The organism is Methylobacterium amylolyticum (genome assembly GCF_030700245.1).
Lineage (GTDB): Bacteria > Pseudomonadota > Alphaproteobacteria > Rhizobiales > Beijerinckiaceae > Methylobacterium.
This window is the reverse complement of sequence record NZ_JAUYZI010000010.1, coordinates 74,710-91,656: the sequence shown is the minus strand read 5'-3', so window position 1 is coordinate 91,656 and position 16,947 is coordinate 74,710. Positions and strand designations below refer to the sequence as shown.

Here is a 16,947-nt window from a genome sequence, read left to right as displayed (position 1 = left end):
CGGCCCCCCTCCCCTCAGGTCACGCTGCCGTAGAGGTCGTAGGCCTCGGCCCGGTCGACCTTCACGGTGACGATGTCGCCGACCCGCACCGGGCGGCGGAAGCTCGCGTGGACGGTGCCGTCGATCTCCGGCGCGTCGGCCTTGGAGCGGCCCTTGGCCACCCCGCCCGCCACCGCGTCGACGATCACCGGCAGCCGCTTGCCGACCTTGGCCCGTTGCAGGCGCAGCGACACCGCGGCCTGGGTCTCCATGAACCGGCGCTTGCGCTCGGCCTGCACCTCCTGCGGGATCGGATCGCCCAGCGCGTTGGCGCTCGCCCCCGCCACCGGCTCGTAGGTGAAGCAGCCGACGCGATCGAGTTTGGCCTCCTTCAGCCAGTCCAGGAGCTCGGCGAACTCGGCCTCGGTCTCCCCGGGGAAGCCGACGATGAAGGTCGAGCGGATGGCGAGATCCGGGCAGACCGTCCGCCACGCGCGGATCCGCTCCAGTTGCCGCTCCTGGTTGCCCGGCCGGCGCATGCGCTTGAGGACGGACGGGCTCGCGTGCTGGAGCGGCATGTCGAGGTAGGGGAGCACCTTCCCCTCCGCCATCAGCGGGATCACCTCGTCCACGTGCGGGTACGGGTAGACGTAGTGCAGCCGCACCCAGGCGCCGAGTTCGCCCAGTTCCTTGGCGAGGTCGTAGAACTTCGCCCGCACCGCCCGGTCGCGCCACGGGCTCTGCGCGTAGCGCAGGTCCACCCCGTAGGCGCTGGTGTCCTGCGAGACGACGAGCAGCTCCTTCACGCCGGCTTTGACCAGCTTCTCGGCCTCGCGCAGCACGTCGCCGGCCGGGCGGCTGACGAGGTTCCCGCGAAGGCTCGGGATGATGCAGAAGCTGCACCGGTTGTTGCAGCCCTCGGAGATCTTCAGGTACGCGTAGTGCCGCGGCGTCAGCTTGATCCCCTGCGGCGGGATCAGGTCGAGGAACGGGTCGTGCACCGGCGGCACCGCCTCGTGCACCGCCGCCACCACCGATTCGTAGGCCTGCGGCCCGGTCACCGCGAGCAGGTCGGGATATTTGTCGCGGATCTCTTCCGGCTGCGCGCCCATGCAGCCGGTGACGATCACCCGGCCGTTCTCGGCCATGGCGTCGCCGATCGCGGCGAGCGACTCCGCCTTGGCGGAATCGAGGAACCCGCAGGTGTTGACGATCACCACGTCCGCCCCGTCGTGGCGGCGGGCCATCTCGTAGCCCTCCGCCCGCAGGTGGGTGAGAATGCGCTCGGAATCGACCAGGGCCTTCGGGCAGCCGAGGGACACGAACGAGATCTTCGGGGCTGCGCCGACAGGCGAGCGAGTCTCGGGCGAGGCGGTGGCGGTCATGGGCAGGTCGATGTGGTGCGCGGCGCCGCGCGGCCTTGGCGGCGCGCGGCGAACGCTGGCGGTTTCGGGATCTGCCCCCGATATAGCGGCAACGGCGCCTCCGCGCGAGGCCGGGGGCCGCGGGGGTGCCCGGCGACGGGGGGATGCGCGCGCGGGCGCCCTTTCCCCGCGGCACCGCCTGTGCGACGGCGTTGGGTGATGGTCGTCTCGCGGAGCGACCCGGATCTGGCGCATGTTCCCTCCCCCTTGCGGGGAGGGGTAGGGGTGGGGGTGGTGCCGGACGAGGCGCAGCGGTGCCTCCTGAACCACCCCCACCTCCACCTCCTCCCCACAAGGGGGGGAGAGCAGCGCGTCCGGTTTCGCGGGGTGAACCGGCCGGTGCCGCCCGGCGCAAATCCCTGGCGATGCCCCGCGCGTGCGGGGCTGCTCCGTCGCGCGGCGACTCCTGAGGACTTCGACCCGACCGGCCATGCCGACCCGAGAGACGCCGACCCGAGAAGTCCGGACCCGCGAGATCTGGACCCGCGAGATCCCGCCCCTCGATGCGGTCGCCGCCGCTGCGCGGCTGCGGCACCTGCCGGGGCTCGCCTTCCTCGACAGCGCGATGGCGCACCCGACGCTGGGGCGCCACTCGGTGGTGGCCGCCGACCCGTTCGCCCGCTTCCGCTACCGGGACGGCGCCGCCGCGCTCGACGGGCGCCCGGTGCCCGGCGGTCCGATCGAGGCCCTGCGCGCCTGCCTCGCCCCCTACCGGGTCGCGCCCGGGTCCGAGCCGTTCCCGGGCGGGGCGATCGGCTACCTCGCCTACGATCTCGGCGCCTGCCTGGAGCGCGTCCCCGCCCCGGCCCGGCGGGCGGGGCTGACCGACGACATCGCGCTGAACCTCTACGACACGGTGCTGGCGATCGACCACGCCGCGGGCACCTGCCGCCTCGTCGCCACCGGCTTCCCGGAGACCGAGCCGGCCGCCCGGGCCGCCCGGGCGGAGCAACGCCTCGACCGCTTCGCCCAACTCCTCGCCGGACCCGGAGACTTGGCGGCGTCCCCGCCCCCCGCGCCGCTCGCGTGGCGCTCGAACTTCTCCCGCCAAACGTATGAACTGGCCGTGGAAAAGGTCAAAGAATACATCCGCGCCGGCGACATCTATCAGGCCAACATCGCCCAGCGCTTCGCCGCCGACCTGCCCGCGGGATTCGACCCGTTCGCGCTCTACCGGCGGCTGCGCGCGGCCAACCCCGCGACCTTCGGCGCCTACCTGGCCTACGAGGGCCTGAGCGTGGCCTCGTCGTCCCCTGAGCGCTTCGTGAGCCTCGACGGCCGCCGGGTCGAGACCCGGCCGATCAAGGGCACCGCCCGCCGCCTGCCCGACCCCGAGGCCGACCGGGCGGCGGCCGAGGCGCTGGTCGCCTCGGTGAAGGACCGGGCCGAGAACGTGATGATCGTTGACCTCCTGCGCAACGACCTCTCCCGGGTCTGCGAGCCGGGCAGCGTCGCGGTGCCGACCCTGTGCGGGCTGGAGACCTACGCGGGCGTCCACCACCTCACCTCGGTGGTGACCGGCACGCTCCGGCCCGGCCTCGACGGACTCGACCTCCTGGAGAACACCTTCCCGGGGGGCTCGATCACCGGTGCCCCGAAGATCCGGGCGATGGAGATCATCGGCGAGATCGAGGAGGACGCCCGGGAGATCTACTGCGGCGCCATCGGCCGGATCGGCTTCGACGGCGGGCTCGACACCTCCATCGCCATCCGCACCGTGTTCATGGACGCCTCGACCGCCGTGCTCCAGGCCGGGGGCGGGGTGACGCTGCTCTCGGAGGCGGGCCCCGAGTACGACGAGACCCTGGCCAAGGCCGCCCGGGTGTTCGAGGCGTTCGCATGATCCTCGTCCTCGACAACTACGATTCCTTCGTCTTCAACGTCGTGCGCTACCTGGAAGAGCTCGGCGCGAGCGTCCGCGTCGCCCGCAACGACGCGCTCGACGTGGCCGGCATCCGGGCGCTCGCGCCCGACGCGCTGGTGATCTCGCCGGGCCCGTGCACGCCGGCCGAGGCCGGGGTGTCGCTGCCGGCGATCCGGGAGCTGTCGGGCGCCGTGCCGATCCTCGGCGTCTGCCTCGGCCACCAGGCGATCGGCGCGGCCTTCGGCGGCCGGGTCGAGCGGGCGGTCCGTCCGCTCCACGGGCAGGCGACGCCGGTGGCGCACGGGGGCACGCGCCTGTTCGCCGGCCTGCCCGACCCGATGCCGGTCGGGCGCTACCACTCCCTCGTGGTCGCCCCGCAGCCCGGGATGGAGACGGCCCTCACCGTCGATGCCCGCTCGGCCGAGGGCGAGGTGATGGCCCTCTCCCACGTCGCCCACCCGACCTACGGCGTGCAGTTCCACCCGGAATCGGTGCTGACCGAGGGCGGCCACACGATTTTTTCCAACTTTTTGGATCTCGCCCGCACGTGGCGGGCTGGGCGGGGGCCTGACGATGCTGTGGCGTGACGGGCGCGTCCACGAGGGCACGATCGCGCCCCTCGACCACGCCGACCGCGGCCTGACGCTCGGCGACGGCCTGTTCGACACGGCGCTGGCCCTCGACGGCCGGATCGCCTTCGAGGCGGCCCATGTCGAGCGGCTCGCGGCTTCCGCCGAGGCCCTCGGCATCCCCGCCGACGGGCAGGCGATCCGCGGGGCGATGCGGGCGCTGGCGGCGCGCGGCGCGCGGCTCGCGATCCGCACCACCCTCACCCGCGGCGCCGGCCCCCGCGGCCTCAAGCCCCCGGACGACCCGCGCCCGACCCTGTTCGCCGTCGCCGCCCCGAGCAGCCGGGCACTGGCCTTCGCGCCCCTGCGCCTCTGGCCGACGGGGATCGCCCGCAACGACACCTCCCCCGCCGCCCGCCACAAGACGCTCGGCTACCTCGACGCGGTGCTGGCCGCCCGCGAGGCCGCCGCCGCGGGGTTCGACGAGGCCTTGTTCTGCAACACCCGCGGGGCGGTGGCCTGCGCGGGGACGGGCAATGTTTTCTGTGTGCTGGTGAGTGCCACCGGTACCGACGCCGCGCGCGACGCCGCCGCGCACGCGCCCTCCCCCCTCTGCGGGGGAGGGTGGCCCTCGCGTCAGCGAGGGTCGGGAGAGGGGAGCGCCATCTCCGGAGAGGTCGCGCCGGGTGCTGCATCCTCCAGCGTCGCGCCGCCCCTCACCCGACCCCCTTCGGGGGCCACCCTCCCCCGCAGAGGGGGGAGGGAGGACGGGCGTCTCCGCCTCGTCACGCCCCCCCTCTCCGACGGCGTGCTCGCCGGCATCACCCGCGCCCAGGTGCTGGCGCTCGCCCCCGCCTGCGGGCTCGCGGTGGAGGAGCGGTCGCTGAGCCTCGACGAGCTGCGCGGCGCCGAGGCGGTGTTCGTCACCAACGCCCTGCGCCTGCTCGCCCCGGTCACCGCACTCGGCACGACCACCTACGCCAGCGCCGCGCACCCGGCGGTCGGGCGCCTGATCGCGGCCCTGCGCGCGGCGGTCGCCCGGTCCTGCGGCGTCGATGCGGAGCAGGTCGCGTGAGCGCGGGACGGGGTCGCGCCGGGCTGCGCTACGGGCTCGCCGCCCTCTACGCGGTCATCGGCGTGGTCCATCTGGTGGCGACGGACACGATGCTGCCGCTGATGCCGGACTGGGTGCCGGAGCCGCGGCTCGTCATCCTCGCCACCGGCCTGTGCGAGATCGCCGGGGCGATCGGGCTGCTGACCCGCTCCTTCCGCCGGGCGGCGGCGGTCGGCCTCGCCCTCTACGCGGTCTGCGTCTACCCGGCCAACCTCAAGCACGCGCTGGAACACGTGCACATCGCCGGCATCCCCGATTCCTGGTGGTATCACGGGCCGCGGCTGGCGTTTCAGCCGGTCTTCGTCTGGGCCGCCCTCTGGGCCGGCGGCCTGATCGACTGGCCGTTCCGGCGGCGGGTGGGATAGGACCGTCCCGCGAGCGGCCAATCGCCTGTGGTCGCCGCCCCCGCCCGGCTTGACCCGGGCGCCGCGCATCTGGAACGGATCGGGAACCGACAGGCGTGCCCGAGGCGGCGATGACGGGGCCGGCGCTCCGGAAGATCATCCACATCGACATGGACGCGTTCTACGCCTCCGTCGAGCAGCGGGACGAGCCCGCCTTGCGCGGTCTGCCGCTGGCGGTCGGCGGCTCGCGGGAGCGCGGCGTGGTGATGGCGGCGAGCTACGCGGCCCGCGCCTTCGGCGTGCGCTCGGCGATGCCGTCCGCCACCGCCCGGCGGCTGTGCCCGGACCTCGTGTTCGTGAAGCCGCGCTTCGAGGTCTACCGGGCGGTGTCCGAGGAGATCCGCGCGGTCTTCGCCCGCCACACCGAGGCGATCGAGCCGGTGGCGCTGGACGAGGCCTATCTCGACGTGACCGACAACCTGTCGGGGCTTCCCACGGCGACCGCCGTCGCCCGGGCGATCCGGGCGGAGATCCTGGAGCGGACCGGCCTCGTCGCCTCGGCCGGGGTCTCCTACAACAAGTTCCTGGCCAAGGTCGCCTCGGACCACCGCAAGCCCGACGCGCTGTTCGTGATCACCCCGGCCATGGGCCCGGACTTCGTCGCCGCCCTGCCGATCGGCCGCTTCCACGGGGTCGGGCCGGTGACCGAGACCAAGATGAAGCGGCTCGGCATCCACACCGGCGCCGACCTGCGCGCCTGGAGCCTGGAGGCCCTGCGCGACGCCTTCGGCTCGGCCGGGGCCTACTATCACGCGGTCGCCCGCGGGACCGACGAGCGGCCGGTGCGGGCGCACCGGGAGCGCAAGTCGATCGGCGCCGAGACCACCTTCTCCGACGACACCGCCGCCTACGCGGTGCTGGCCGAGCGGCTGGCGCCCATGCTCGACAAGGTCTGGCGCACGGCCGAGGCCAAGGCGATGCGCGGGCGGACCGTGACGCTGAAGCTCAAGTTCTCCGACTTCTCCCTCGTCACCCGCGCCCGCTCCCTCTCCGCCCCCGTCGCGGAGCGGGCGGAGCTGGAGCGGATCGGCCTCGACCTGCTCGCCGGCCTGTTTCCCCTGCGGCGCAGCGCCCGGCTGATCGGGGTGTCGCTCTCGGGCTTCGAGCGGGAGGCGGCGGAGCCCCCGCGCCAGCTCGGCCTCGGGCTCTGAGGCCGGGCCGGCGCGGCGCCCTTACTTGTTGGTGCGGCCCCGGTGGTCGGGGTCGATGCCGCCGTCCAGCCGCGTCTCGTTCGCCACGTCGCCCTCGAAGGTGGAATCCGCCTCCAGGTCCTCCGGGTCGGCCCCGCTCATCCCCTTGGACGTGCCGATGCCGGGATTGCCCTTGAGATCGGCGTCGGTCGGGGTCTCGGTCTTGGCGTGCTTGTTCGACATGCTACCTCCTGGCTGAGGGGGCAACGCGGAGCACACCGCCCGGTCCCGGGCCTGCGGCGGTTCGCCCGATGCATCGGAAACGGGGATCCCGAAGGGCTGTGCCCTTCGGCGGGTTTTCAGGGCGGAGCCCTGAAGATGGTGGGGCTCCGCCCCAAGCCCTGGGACAGGGCGCGGCCCTCTCGAAACCCGATCTTCCGCGCGCCTCAGTCGATCTCCGCCATCCGGACCCGGTGCACGCCCGCCGCCGCCATCCGCGCCCAGGCCTCGGCCACCGAGCCGCCGGCGGGCGAGGGCGCGTCGATGCCCCGCACCGCGTCCTCCACCACCACCACGGCGAAGCCGGCGTCGCGGGCGTCCAGCGCGCTCCACAGCACGCAGAAATCCGTGGCGAGCCCGCACAGGGTCAGCCGGGTGACGCCACGCTCGCGCAGCGCCCCGGCGAGCCCGGTGCGGGTGGTGCGGTCGGCCTCCAGGAAGGCCGAGTAGCTGTCGACGGTGAAGTGCGTCCCCTTGCGCACCACGAGGTCCGCGAACCCGGTGTCGAGGCCCGGGGCGAAGGCGGCGCCCGGTGTGCCGCGGACGCAGTGGGACGGCCACAGGGTCTGGTCGCCGTAGGGCAGCCGCACCCGCTCGAACGGGGCCCGGCCCGGGTGGTGCGCCGCGAACGAGACGTGGCCCGGCGGGTGCCAGTCCTGCGTCAGCGCCACCTGCCCGAACTTCGTCTGGAGCGCGTTGATCGGCGCGACCACCGCGTCGCCGTCCGGTACCGGCAGGGCGCCGCCTGCCATGAAGTCGACCTGCACGTCGACGACGAGCAGCAGGTCGGCGTGCCCCGGGGTCACGGGAGACCCCGGGGTGCCGGGGGGCGGGCCCCCCGGCGGGCGCGGGCGGGGCCCGCTCTCCCGGATCGGCCGCTCACGGCACCAGGACGGTGGAGCCGGTGGTCTCGCGGCCGGCGAGGTCGCGGTGGACGCCGACGGCGTCCGACAGCGGGCGCACCGCGTTGACCGCGATCTTCACCGCGCCGGAGGTCACGGCGGCGAACAGGCGGCCGGCGGCCTCGTCCAGCACCTCGCGCCGGCTCGCGAAGGTCGCGAGCGTCGGGCGGGTCACGTAGAGCGAGCCCTTGGCCGCGAGCAGGCCGAGGTCGAGCCCGGTGATCGGCCCGGAGGCCGAGCCGAAGCTCGCGAGCAGGCCGGTGGGGGCGAGGCTGTCCAGCGAGCCCATCAGGGTCGACTGGCCGACGCCGTCGTAGACCACCGGCACGCCCTTGCCGCCGGTGATCTCGCGCACCCGCTTGGCCACGTCCTCCTCGCGGTAGAGGATCACGTGGTCGCAGCCGTTGCGCTTGGCCAGCTCAGCCTTCTCGGCGCTGCCCGCGGTGCCGATCACCGTGGCGCCGAGGTGCTTGGCCCACTGGCAGGCGATCAGCCCGACGCCGCCGGCCGCCGCGTGCCAGAGGATCGTGTCGCCGGGCTTCACCGCGTAGGTCCGGTACAGGAGGTACTCGGCGGTCAGGCCCTTGAGCATCATCGCCGCGGCGGTCTGCGCGTCGACCCCGTCCGGCATCGCCACGGCGGCGGCGGCCGGGATCACCGCCTCCTCCGCGTAGCAGCCGTCCGGCGCCGAGCCGTAGGCCACCCGGTCGCCGACCTTGAAGCCGGTCACGCCCTCGCCCACCGCCGAGACCGTGCCCGCGCCCTCCTTGCCGGGGGTGTAGGGCATGTGCGGCGACTTGTAGGCGCCGGTGCGGAAGTAGATGTCGATGAAGTTGACGCCCGCCGCCTCCTGCCGGACGCGGATCTGCCCCTTGCCCGGCTCGGCGAGCGGAACATCCTCGTACTTCATCACCTCGGGGCCGCCGTACTCGTAGACCCGGATCGCCTTCGGCATCGTCCCTCTCCCGCTGTCCTCAACGCGTGTCCGTTCGGGACCGGACAATGCCCGCCCCGGACGGTAATATCCCGGCGATGCGTGCGCATGCCCTCTCCCCTCTGCGGGAGAGGGTGGCGCCCGCAGGGCGTCGGGAGAGGGGAGCCCGGCTTCCGGCACGATCGCGGCGGCCGATGCCGTGCGCCGCGTCCGGCACCGTCTCTCCCCTCTCCCGACCCTCGCTCACGCGAGGGCCACCCTCCCCCGCAGAGGGGGGAGGGACGGCGCAGGTTGCAGATCCGGCCGTGCCGATCTGCGAGCGTCGACTGCGCCGCATGCCTTCCGGGACCCGGTATAGCGGAGCCCCGACGCGAGGCAATTTCTCGTTGGTTCCGATGCCCTACCCATCCAGCCCGAGCATCAGCCCGAGGTTCTGCACCGCCGCCCCCGAGGCGCCCTTGCCGAGATTGTCGAGGCGCGCGACCAGCACCGCCTGCCCGTGCTCGGCCGAGCCGAACACCCGCAGCTCCAGCCGGTCGGTGTCGTTGAGATCCTCCGCCTCGAGCTTTTCACGGTGGGAGCCGGTGGCGGCGCCCTCCACCACCTGCACCAGCGGCTGGCCGGCGTACCACGCGACCAAAGCCGCCTCGAGGTCGGCCGCCGAGGGCCGGCCCGGCAGGGCGTCGAGGTGGAGGGGCACGCTCACCAGCATGCCCTGGCGGAAGTTGCCGACCGAGGGCACGAAGATCGGCCGGCGGGTGAGCCCGCTATAGGTCTGCAACTCCGGCACGTGCTTGTGCGCGAAGCCGAGACCGTAGAGCTGGAAGGGCGGGGCGCGGCCGGCCTCGTAATCCTCGATCATCGCCTTGCCGCCGCCGCTGTAGCCGCTGACCGCGTTGACGCTGAGGGGGAAGTCGGCCGGGATCAGCCCGCCCTCGACCAGCGGCCGCAGCAGGGCGATGCCGCCGGTGGGGTAGCAGCCGGGATTGGCCACCCGCCGGGCGCGGGCGACCGCCGGCCCCTGCGCCCGGCTGAGTTCCGGGAAGCCGTAGACCCAGCCGGGACTGACCCGGTGGGCGGTGCTGGCGTCGAGCACCTTGGGGCCGCCCTCGGGGAGCGAGTCGGCGAGCGCCACGGTCTCGCGGGCGGCGGCGTCCGGCAGGCACAGCACCACGAGGTCGACCGCGGCGAGCAGCGCGCGCTTGGCCTCCGGGTCCTTGCGCTGCTCCGGCGCGATCGAGCGCAGCGTCACGCGGCCCTCGCGCTCCAGGCGCTCGCGGATGCCGAGCCCGGTGGTCCCGGCCTCGCCGTCGATGAACACGCTCGGCCGCACCGGACCGGTCTTCGCCTCTTCGCCCATCGCTCATGCTCATCCCGCCGGGCCCGCGCCCGGTCGTCGCAGGCGGCAGGTGGCTGCTGGGCGTGCGCCTGTCAACGGCCGGATCCGTCCACACCCGCGCACCGGGGCCGCGGGAACGGCGCCGGGGGCCTCCGCTTTAGTCGCGCAACCTGAATCCGGAGATGCAACGATGGCGGGCACAGCCAAGAAGACCGACCCGAAGCTTTGGGAGGACGTGAAGGAGAAGGTCACGAAATCGGCCAAGGGCGGCAAGCCCGGCCAGTGGTCCGCCCGCAAGGCGCAGATGGCCACATCCGAGTACAAGAAGGAGGGCGGCGGCTACAAGGGCAAGAAGAGCGGCGACAACCACCTCAAGCAGTGGACCGACGAGGAGTGGGGCACGAAGTCGGGTGAGGAGAGCGGCAAGACCGGCGAGCGCTACCTGCCGAAGAAGGCCCGCGCCGACCTCACCGACAAGGAATACGCGGACTCGACCGCCAAGAAGCGCGCCGACACGAGGAAGGGCAAGCAGTTCTCGAAGCAGCCCAAGGCGGCGGCCGAGAAGGCGGCCAAGGCGCGCAAGGATGGGGCGCGCAAGGACGGCAAGGGCTCCGGGACGACCAAGGCCGCGCTGATGAAGAAGGCCCGGGCCCAGGACGTGCCGGGGCGCTCGACGATGTCGAAGGCGGAGCTGGAGCGGGCGGTGCACGCCTGAGCGGCGTGGTGGTCCCGGGCTGGCTCGCCGACGCGTGCAGAGGCGGAAACGAAGAAGGGCGGCGCCTCGCGGCACCGCCCTCCCTCTCCGTGCATGGAATCCGAAAAATCAGCGCTTCGAGAACTGGAAGCTGCGGCGGGCCTTGGCGCGGCCGTACTTCTTGCGCTCGACGACGCGGGCGTCGCGGGTGAGGAAGCCCTCGCGCTTGAGCGGGCCGCGCAGCTCGGGCTCGTAGTAGGTGAGCGCCTTGGACAGGCCGTGGCGCACGGCGCCCGCCTGACCCGAGAGGCCGCCGCCGGCCACCGTGACGGTGATGTCGTACTGGTCGACGCGGCCGACGATCTCCAGCGGCTGGCGCAGGATCATGCGCAGCACCGGACGGGCGAAGTAGGTCTCCACCGGGCGCTTGTTGACGACGACCTTGCCGGAGCCGGGCTTGATCCAGACGCGGGCGACCGCGTCCTTGCGCTTGCCGGTGGCGTAGGCGCGCCCTTGCGCGTCCAGCTTCTGGACGTGGACGGGGGCCTCGTTGGCGGGGTCGACGGCGCCGGTGTTGGCCCGGTTGAGGTCGGCGAGGGACTGAAGGGTCGCCATGGTCACGCGCTCACGTTCTTGCGGTTGAGGGCGCCGACGTCGAGCGTCTGCGGAGACTGAGCCTCGTGCGGGTGCGCGCCGCCCTTGTAGACGCGCAGGTTCCCGAGGATCTGGCGGAACAGCGGGCCGCGCGGCAGCATGCGCTCCACGGCCTTCTCCACGACGCGCTCCGGGAAGCGGCCTTCGAGGATGAACTTGGCCGAGCGCTCCTTGATGCCGCCCGGGTAGCCGGTGTGGTAGAAGTAGCTCTTCTGATTGTACTTGCGGCCGGTGAACTTCACCTTCTCCGCGTTGATGACGATGACGTTGTCGCCGCAATCGACGTGGGGCGTGTAGGCGGCCTTGTGCTTGCCGCGCAGGCGCATCGCGACGATCGAGGCGAGGCGGCCGACGACGAGGCCCTCCGCGTCGATCACGATCCACTTCTTGTCGACCTCGGCGGGCTTCAGCGAGGTGGTCTTCATAGCCAAATCCCGTCAGGTGGCTTCGGAAACGGGCGCCGGACGAGACCGTGCGCCGAAAAGCGAGCCGCCGCGTGCGGACACGCGGCGGCGAGGCCGGCTGCATAGCCGCGGCGAACCCCCGGGTCAACCCGGACGGCGCGCGGGCAAGCGAAAAAAGCCGAATGCGGCGAGGGGGTTCGGCGATGCGGTACTCGGATACCGTGTCGTTCAGTCCCGGCGCGGCCCGCGCTCGGCGATGGTCAGGCGCTGCACGCCGCGGCCGGCGAGCACGGGCTTCCTCGCGCTGAGGATGCGCGAGTTCACCCCCGTCCAGCCGATCTCGCCCGACAGCCGCCCGTACTCGATCTTCGGGCAGCGGTTCATGATCACCGTGACGCCGCGCGCCTCGGCCCGGGAGGCGGCCGCGTCGTCGCGCACCCCGAGCTGCATCCAGATCGTCTTCGGCAGGGGATCGAGCGCCAGCGCCGCGTCGACCACCCCGCCCGCGGCGGCGGAGCTGCGGAACACCTCGACCATGTCGATGGCGTCCGGGATCTCGGCGAGCGAGCCGGCCACGCGGCGCCCGAGCAGGTCCTGCCCGGCGAGCCCCGGATTGACCGGGGTGACGGCGTAGCCGCGGTCGAGGAGGTACTTCAGCACGATCCAGCTCGGCCGGGCCGGGTTCGCCGAGGCGCCGACCAGCGCGATCGTGCGGGTGCCGTTCAGGATCGCGCGGATCTGCGCGTCCGGGTAGCGCGCGTGCCGGTCGGCTTGCGTCGGGTCCATCGCGGGTCGGGGGTTGCGTGGGTGGGGGGCCACGTTCGCTACGCCGGGCGCCGCGGGAGCGTCAACGCGCCCGCCCCCCGGAAGCGCCCCGCAGCGCCCGCCGCCGGACGGCCGAAAGTTTTTTCGTCCCCGCCGCGCGAGACCGCCTCTGGCGCGCCCATGCCCCCGGCGAGGCGGCGGATCGGCCGCAGATTCAGGGAGATGCGACGATGAAACAGGCGATGCTCCTCGTGCTCCTCGGCGCCGGCCTCCTCGGCCCCGCGCAGGCCCGGGAACCCTTCACGGAGGACGCGGCCCCGCCGCGGGGCAACCCGGAATTCCTCGGCGTCGATCTCGACACCGGCGGCGTCTACTACAACGGCCGCAACTCGGGCCGGTACTGCGTCTACCGCACGGTCGACGTGTTCAACCGCTACACCGGCTACGTCGAGGCGCGCCGGGTGCGCCGCTGCGGCCGCGGCCTCTACCTGCCGTGAGGGGCCGGACGATGCTGATCGCGCTCTCGCCGCTCCACCTCGCCGTCCTCAGCCTGATCTTCGCGGTGATCGCGCGATGCTGACGCCGATCCCGGGGCCCCGTCCGGGACGGCGGCCCGCGCGGGTCCCGCGCACCGCAATTGTTTCCCAGGCCGGCCCGGGGTAACCCTCGCCCGGACAGGGCCGGCGTCCCGAGCGAGGACGGACGCCCCGAGCTGAGGAAGATTGTCCCGAGGGCGACCGGGGAGAGGATCGTGGCGAGACAGGCATCAGGGCGCAGCACCGCGGCGCTCCAGGCGGCATTCCTCCATGCGGCATTCCTCCGGGCCCCGCTTCTCCGGATCACGCTTCTCCAAGTTATCCTTCTCCTGGCCGCGCTCCTCCCGATCCCGGCCCGGGCGGCGCCCGAGGCGGCGGATTTCGGCGACAACGCCGACTCGATCGCCGTGGTGATCGGCAACCGCAACTACAAGCAGACGGTGCCGGTCGATTACGCCCACAACGATGCCGCCGCGATCCGCGCCTACCTGATCGAGCGCTTGGGCTATCGCGAGGGCAACGTCTTCGTCCTGAACGACGCGACGCTCAACGAGTTCAACCAAGCGTTCGGCACCGAGCGCAACCCGCAATCGGGCCGGCTGTGGCGCAGCGTGCGCGAGGGCCGCTCGAACGTCTTCGTCTACTACTCGGGCCACGGCGTGCCGGATCTGGCCACGAAGCAGCCCTTCCTGCTGCCCGAGGACGGCAACCCGAACCAGGGCGAGAGCGGCTACGCGCTGGAGACCCTCTACCGCAACCTCGACCTCGTGAAGCGCCGGATCGGGCCCGAGCGCCAGCTCGTGGTGATGATCGACGCCTGCTTCACCGGCGAGACCGGGCGCAAGGGCGAGAGCCTGCTGGCGGTCTCGGCCCCGGGCTTCGCGCCGGCCCGGCCCAAGGCGGGCAACGGGATCGTGCGGGTGGTGGCGACCTCCGGCGCGACGCCCGCGAACTGGGACGAGCCGAACCGGCTCGGCCTGCTGACCAGCCGCTTCCTGATGGGCGTCTCGGGGCTCGCCGACGCCAAGGATCAGTTCGCCGACACCAAGGATCAGCAGGGCGACGGCGACGGGCAGGTCTCCTGGGGGGAGCTGAAGCGCTACCTCGCCCGCGAGGTCGAGGAGGCGGCCCGCCGCACCTCGGGCCGCGCGCAGGTGCCGGAGGTCGACGACGCGCCGATCGTGCTGAAGGCCTCGCTGCCGGTGGAGGCCGTGGCCCGGGGCGTCGCCTCGGTGCGCGACGAGGCGGCGTGGCGGCGCGCGGAGACCGCGGGCACCCGCGAGGCGATCGAGGCCTATATCGGCGGCTGCGGCGCGGTCTGCGCCTACCGGCCCCAGGCGATGGACCGGCTGCTGGCCGGGCGGCAGCGGGACGCCGCGGCGATCGACCAGGAGAACTGGGCGCGGTTCGGCAGCGCCCGGCAGTACCAGGCCTACCTCGATTCCTGCGGCGCGGTCTGCGCCTATCGCGGCCTCGCGGAGGGCTATCTCGGCGGCCAGAACCCGAGCGCCGATCCCCGGGTCAAGCGCTGCGACGCGCTCGCGGCGGGCACCGACGACCCCGACCGGCCCCAGGGCGTGCCGGGGGTGAAGCTCGGCCGGATCGAGGCCACGGCCGCGACCGAGGCCTGCCGCGAGGCGTCCACCGCCTACCCGGGCCTGCGCCGGCTCGCCTACCAGCTCGGCCGCGCCTACGACCGGGCCGACCGCTACAAGGAGGCGTTCTCCGCCTACGACCGCGCCGCCAAGGCCGGCAGCGTCTCGGCGATGAACAACCTCGCCACGCTCTACGAGAACGGCCAGGGGGTGAAGCGCCAGCAGGCCGAGGCGCTGCGGCTCTACCGGCAGGCGGGCGAGGGCGGCAACGTCGTGGCGCTCGCCAACGCCGCGCGGATGCTCGAGTACGGCAACGGCGTGCCCAAGGACGAGGCCGCGGCGGTGGCGCTCTACAAGCGCGCGGTCGAGGGCGGCGACGTCGCCTCGATCTCCAAGCTGGTGCCGCACTACGCCACCGGCGCCTACGGCTTCCCGAAGGACCTGCGCCGGGGCTTCGACCTGTTCCGGCAGGCCGCCGACAAGGGCGACCCCGTCGCCATGGCCACGATGGCGACGCTGATCGACAACGGCTTCGGCCGCTACTTTCCGGGGGTGCGCTCGTCCGACATGGTGATGCGGGCGCTGAAGCGGGGCGAGCTCGGCGCGGCCTCGGTCTCGGCCACCGACACGGCGGCCCAGAAGCTCAAGCCGGAGACGATCCGCACCGTCCAGCGCGCGGTGAAGGAGGCGGATTACTACCCGGGCGCCCTCGACGGCCGCTTCAACCCGGTCTTCGTGCGGGCGCTCGACCAGTACGCCCGGGCGAACGAGGCGGAATGAGAGTGATCCGAAGGGGAGTACCGGCCCGCGCAATCCTCCCTCCCCCCTCTGCGGGGGAGGGTGGCCCCTGCGTCAGCAGGGGTCGGGAGAGGGGAGCCCGGCTTCCGGACGAGGCTCTGCCCTTCATGCAAGACGCGCCTTTTCCGGAAGCCGGGCTCCCCTCTCCCCCCCCGCTTCGCAGGGTACCCTCCCCCGCAGAGGGGGGAGGGAGAGGCGCGGTTCTGCTCCTCGCAGCCCTTCTCCTGTTCCTCATCGTTCCCGCCCGCGCCGACCCGACCACCGCCACCCTCACCCCCTTCCTCGACGCGGTGGCCGCCTGCGCCGGGCGGCCCGACCTGACGCTCGCCGTGGTCGGCGTCGAGCCGGGCCAGACGGCGCTGTCGCGCGAGCAGGCCGAGGAGGTGCGCCTCGCCGTCGAGAGCCGGCTCCAGGCGACGGGCCGGGTCAGGCTCGCGGCCGCCGCCGACGTGGTGCGGATCAAGGCGCTCGCCGAGGGCACCACCGGCCTCTCCGGCGCCGAGGCCGAGGCGCAGATCCGCGCGGCCTTCGCGGGGGACGCCAGCGTCTTCCTGGTGGAGCCCCGCCGGGCCGGCGAGACCGCGGCCCTCCGGCTCCAGGCGATCACGCGCGCGGCCGCGTGCAAGGCGACGAGCGAGCCGGTGATCCTGCCGATCCGCGTCGGGGCCGGCGTCGCCGACGTGGACGCGGTGATGGAGGGCGCGGTGAAGGCCCTCGCGCAGGCCGCGCCGAACGCGAGCGCGATCGAGGTCTGCCCCTTCGTGGCCGAGGGCGGGCACTCGACCTGCGCGGGCGCGCTCACCGACCGCCTGCTCATCGCGCTGGACGCCGAAGCGCGCTCGGCCAACCGCGTGCTGAAGGGCGCCCGCCTCGACGTGCGCCGCCGCCCGCCCGGCACCAGTTGCACCGGCGCGGTCACGGCGCGCGGGCGCTTCCTGGTCGACCGCGACCGGCAGGCGTGGATGGAGCTGGAATTCGGCCGCGACGGCGCGGTGCTGGCCCCGACCGGGCGGCGGCGCATCGGGGTCGAGGGGCTCGGCTGCGACCCGACCCCCCGCCCCTTCCTCGACCACGTGGCCGCCACGGCGCGCACCGACGGGACGCGGCTCGCGGTCGCGGCCGCCGCCACGCCCTTCGCCGCCGGCCAGCGGCTGGAGATCCGCATCGAGTCGCGCGCCCGGCAAAGCCTCTACTGCTGGGTGGTCGCCCCCGACGAGACCGCCTTCGTGGCCCTGCCGGTGCGCGGCAACGACGCCTCGCTCGCGCCCCTGAAGCCCGGCGAGGCGCGGCGCTACCCGCGCGGCTACGGGCTCGACGAGATCGTCGCGGGCGAGCCGTTCGAGAACCTGTTCGCCTGCTTCGGGGTCGAGGGCGGCCTGCCCCCCGAACTCGCCGCGCGCTGGCTCGCCGCGGCCCCCGCCGCCGACGCGGAGGCGCGGCTGCTCGCGCCCGCCGAGGTGCTCGACCTGCTCGAACGCATCCGCCAGGTGCCCGGGGTGACCGAGGCCGCGGCGCGGATCGCGGTGCGGTGAGGCGGCGGGTCGCCCCCGGCCCGCGGATCGC

The 16,947-nt window shown here is 73.7% G+C and carries 17 protein-coding genes; 9 read left to right on the top strand and 8 right to left on the bottom strand.

From position 1 onward, the window contains the following. Nucleotides 1-14: 14 nt before the first annotated feature. A complete protein-coding gene (rimO, locus tag Q8W71_RS09750; protein ID WP_305525157.1) occupies nucleotides 15-1,364 on the bottom strand; it encodes a 30S ribosomal protein S12 methylthiotransferase RimO in 1,350 nt (449 codons plus the stop codon). A 469-nt stretch (nucleotides 1,365-1,833) separates the two neighbouring features. Between rimO and pabB the strand changes: the two genes are divergently transcribed. The 5 genes from pabB to dinB all read left to right on the top strand — a co-directional run bounded on the left by pabB (nucleotide 1,834) and on the right by dinB (nucleotide 6,505). Continuing rightward, on the top strand, nucleotides 1,834-3,246 hold the full coding sequence (gene pabB, locus Q8W71_RS09745; protein ID WP_305525156.1) for an aminodeoxychorismate synthase component I: 1,413 nt from the start codon (nucleotides 1,834-1,836) through the stop codon (nucleotides 3,244-3,246). After that, entirely contained in the window at nucleotides 3,243-3,854 is a 612-nt protein-coding gene (locus Q8W71_RS09740; RefSeq protein WP_305525155.1) for an anthranilate synthase component II, read from the top strand. The genes pabB and Q8W71_RS09740 overlap by 4 nt, the downstream gene beginning before the upstream one ends. Further along, nucleotides 3,841-4,911, top strand: a complete 1,071-nt coding sequence (locus Q8W71_RS09735; protein WP_305525154.1) for an aminotransferase class IV — start codon at nucleotides 3,841-3,843, stop codon at nucleotides 4,909-4,911. The genes Q8W71_RS09740 and Q8W71_RS09735 overlap by 14 nt, the downstream gene beginning before the upstream one ends. Further along, nucleotides 4,908-5,315 (top strand): DoxX family protein, encoded by a 408-nt coding sequence (locus Q8W71_RS09730; protein ID WP_370875377.1) that lies wholly within the window; start codon nucleotides 4,908-4,910, stop codon nucleotides 5,313-5,315. The genes Q8W71_RS09735 and Q8W71_RS09730 overlap by 4 nt, the downstream gene beginning before the upstream one ends. 110 nt (nucleotides 5,316-5,425) lie before the next feature. Continuing rightward, nucleotides 5,426-6,505 carry a DNA polymerase IV gene (gene dinB, locus Q8W71_RS09725; RefSeq protein WP_305525200.1) on the top strand — a complete coding sequence of 360 codons (1,080 nt, stop codon included), beginning with the start codon at nucleotides 5,426-5,428 and terminating at the stop codon, nucleotides 6,503-6,505. A gap of 21 nt (nucleotides 6,506-6,526) precedes the next feature. Here dinB and Q8W71_RS09720 read toward each other — a convergent pair whose 3' ends face one another. The 4 genes from Q8W71_RS09720 to argC all read right to left on the bottom strand — a co-directional run bounded on the left by Q8W71_RS09720 (nucleotide 6,527) and on the right by argC (nucleotide 9,959). Next, a complete protein-coding gene (locus Q8W71_RS09720) occupies nucleotides 6,527-6,727 on the bottom strand; it encodes a hypothetical protein (protein ID WP_305525153.1) in 201 nt (66 codons plus the stop codon). 203 nt (nucleotides 6,728-6,930) lie between these two features. Next, a complete protein-coding gene (locus Q8W71_RS09715; RefSeq protein ID WP_305525152.1) occupies nucleotides 6,931-7,569 on the bottom strand; it encodes a nicotinamidase in 639 nt (212 codons plus the stop codon). A gap of 73 nt (nucleotides 7,570-7,642) precedes the next feature. Further along, on the bottom strand, nucleotides 7,643-8,620 hold the full coding sequence (locus Q8W71_RS09710) for a quinone oxidoreductase family protein (protein WP_305525151.1): 978 nt from the start codon (nucleotides 8,618-8,620) through the stop codon (nucleotides 7,643-7,645). A 379-nt stretch (nucleotides 8,621-8,999) separates the two neighbouring features. Continuing rightward, entirely contained in the window at nucleotides 9,000-9,959 is a 960-nt protein-coding gene (argC, locus tag Q8W71_RS09705) for an N-acetyl-gamma-glutamyl-phosphate reductase (protein ID WP_305525150.1), read from the bottom strand. 169 nt (nucleotides 9,960-10,128) lie between these two features. On the opposite strand from argC, the gene Q8W71_RS09700 reads away from it, so the two are divergent. Continuing rightward, nucleotides 10,129-10,653, top strand: coding sequence for a hypothetical protein (locus Q8W71_RS09700; RefSeq protein ID WP_305525149.1), 525 nt, complete (start codon nucleotides 10,129-10,131; stop codon nucleotides 10,651-10,653). Nucleotides 10,654-10,761: 108 nt separating this feature from the next. Here Q8W71_RS09700 and rpsI read toward each other — a convergent pair whose 3' ends face one another. The 3 genes from rpsI to Q8W71_RS09685 all read right to left on the bottom strand — a co-directional run bounded on the left by rpsI (nucleotide 10,762) and on the right by Q8W71_RS09685 (nucleotide 12,476). After that, complete coding sequence (gene rpsI / locus Q8W71_RS09695) at nucleotides 10,762-11,247, bottom strand: 30S ribosomal protein S9 (RefSeq protein WP_305525148.1); 486 nt, start codon at nucleotides 11,245-11,247, stop codon at nucleotides 10,762-10,764. Between the two features lie 2 nt (nucleotides 11,248-11,249). After that, the gene (rplM, locus tag Q8W71_RS09690; protein WP_305525147.1) at nucleotides 11,250-11,711 is read right to left on the bottom strand and encodes a 50S ribosomal protein L13; all 462 of its coding nucleotides are present in this window, start codon (nucleotides 11,709-11,711) and stop codon (nucleotides 11,250-11,252) included. Between the two features lie 207 nt (nucleotides 11,712-11,918). Then, nucleotides 11,919-12,476, bottom strand: a complete 558-nt coding sequence (locus Q8W71_RS09685) for a CoA-binding protein (protein ID WP_305525146.1) — start codon at nucleotides 12,474-12,476, stop codon at nucleotides 11,919-11,921. A gap of 209 nt (nucleotides 12,477-12,685) precedes the next feature. Between Q8W71_RS09685 and Q8W71_RS09680 the strand changes: the two genes are divergently transcribed. From Q8W71_RS09680 to Q8W71_RS09670, 3 genes are all read left to right on the top strand, one after another. Continuing rightward, on the top strand, nucleotides 12,686-12,952 hold the full coding sequence (locus Q8W71_RS09680) for a hypothetical protein (RefSeq protein WP_305525145.1): 267 nt from the start codon (nucleotides 12,686-12,688) through the stop codon (nucleotides 12,950-12,952). Nucleotides 12,953-13,206: 254 nt separating this feature from the next. Then, nucleotides 13,207-15,366 carry a caspase family protein gene (locus Q8W71_RS09675; RefSeq protein WP_305525144.1) on the top strand — a complete coding sequence of 720 codons (2,160 nt, stop codon included), beginning with the start codon at nucleotides 13,207-13,209 and terminating at the stop codon, nucleotides 15,364-15,366. 125 nt (nucleotides 15,367-15,491) lie between these two features. Beyond that, nucleotides 15,492-16,916 (top strand): hypothetical protein, encoded by a 1,425-nt coding sequence (locus tag Q8W71_RS09670; protein WP_305525143.1) that lies wholly within the window; start codon nucleotides 15,492-15,494, stop codon nucleotides 16,914-16,916. Nucleotides 16,917-16,947: the final 31 nt, after the last annotated feature.

Coding starts and splice junctions, on each gene's coding strand:
- Q8W71_RS09720 (WP_305525153.1), bottom strand. CDS start 6,727: ATGTCGAACAAGCACGCCAAGACCGAGACCCCGACCGACGCCGATCTC.
- pabB (WP_305525156.1), top strand. CDS start 1,834: ATGCCGACCCGAGAGACGCCGACCCGAGAAGTCCGGACCCGCGAGATC.
- Q8W71_RS09685 (WP_305525146.1), bottom strand. CDS start 12,476: ATGGACCCGACGCAAGCCGACCGGCACGCGCGCTACCCGGACGCGCAG.
- dinB (WP_305525200.1), top strand. CDS start 5,426: ATGACGGGGCCGGCGCTCCGGAAGATCATCCACATCGACATGGACGCG.
- rpsI (WP_305525148.1), bottom strand. CDS start 11,247: ATGGCGACCCTTCAGTCCCTCGCCGACCTCAACCGGGCCAACACCGGC.
- Q8W71_RS09735 (WP_305525154.1), top strand. CDS start 3,841: ATGCTGTGGCGTGACGGGCGCGTCCACGAGGGCACGATCGCGCCCCTC.
- argC (WP_305525150.1), bottom strand. CDS start 9,959: ATGGGCGAAGAGGCGAAGACCGGTCCGGTGCGGCCGAGCGTGTTCATC.
- Q8W71_RS09700 (WP_305525149.1), top strand. CDS start 10,129: ATGGCGGGCACAGCCAAGAAGACCGACCCGAAGCTTTGGGAGGACGTG.
- Q8W71_RS09680 (WP_305525145.1), top strand. CDS start 12,686: ATGAAACAGGCGATGCTCCTCGTGCTCCTCGGCGCCGGCCTCCTCGGC.
- Q8W71_RS09710 (WP_305525151.1), bottom strand. CDS start 8,620: ATGCCGAAGGCGATCCGGGTCTACGAGTACGGCGGCCCCGAGGTGATG.
- Q8W71_RS09740 (WP_305525155.1), top strand. CDS start 3,243: ATGATCCTCGTCCTCGACAACTACGATTCCTTCGTCTTCAACGTCGTG.
- rplM (WP_305525147.1), bottom strand. CDS start 11,711: ATGAAGACCACCTCGCTGAAGCCCGCCGAGGTCGACAAGAAGTGGATC.
- Q8W71_RS09670 (WP_305525143.1), top strand. CDS start 15,492: ATGCAAGACGCGCCTTTTCCGGAAGCCGGGCTCCCCTCTCCCCCCCCG.
- rimO (WP_305525157.1), bottom strand. CDS start 1,364: ATGACCGCCACCGCCTCGCCCGAGACTCGCTCGCCTGTCGGCGCAGCC.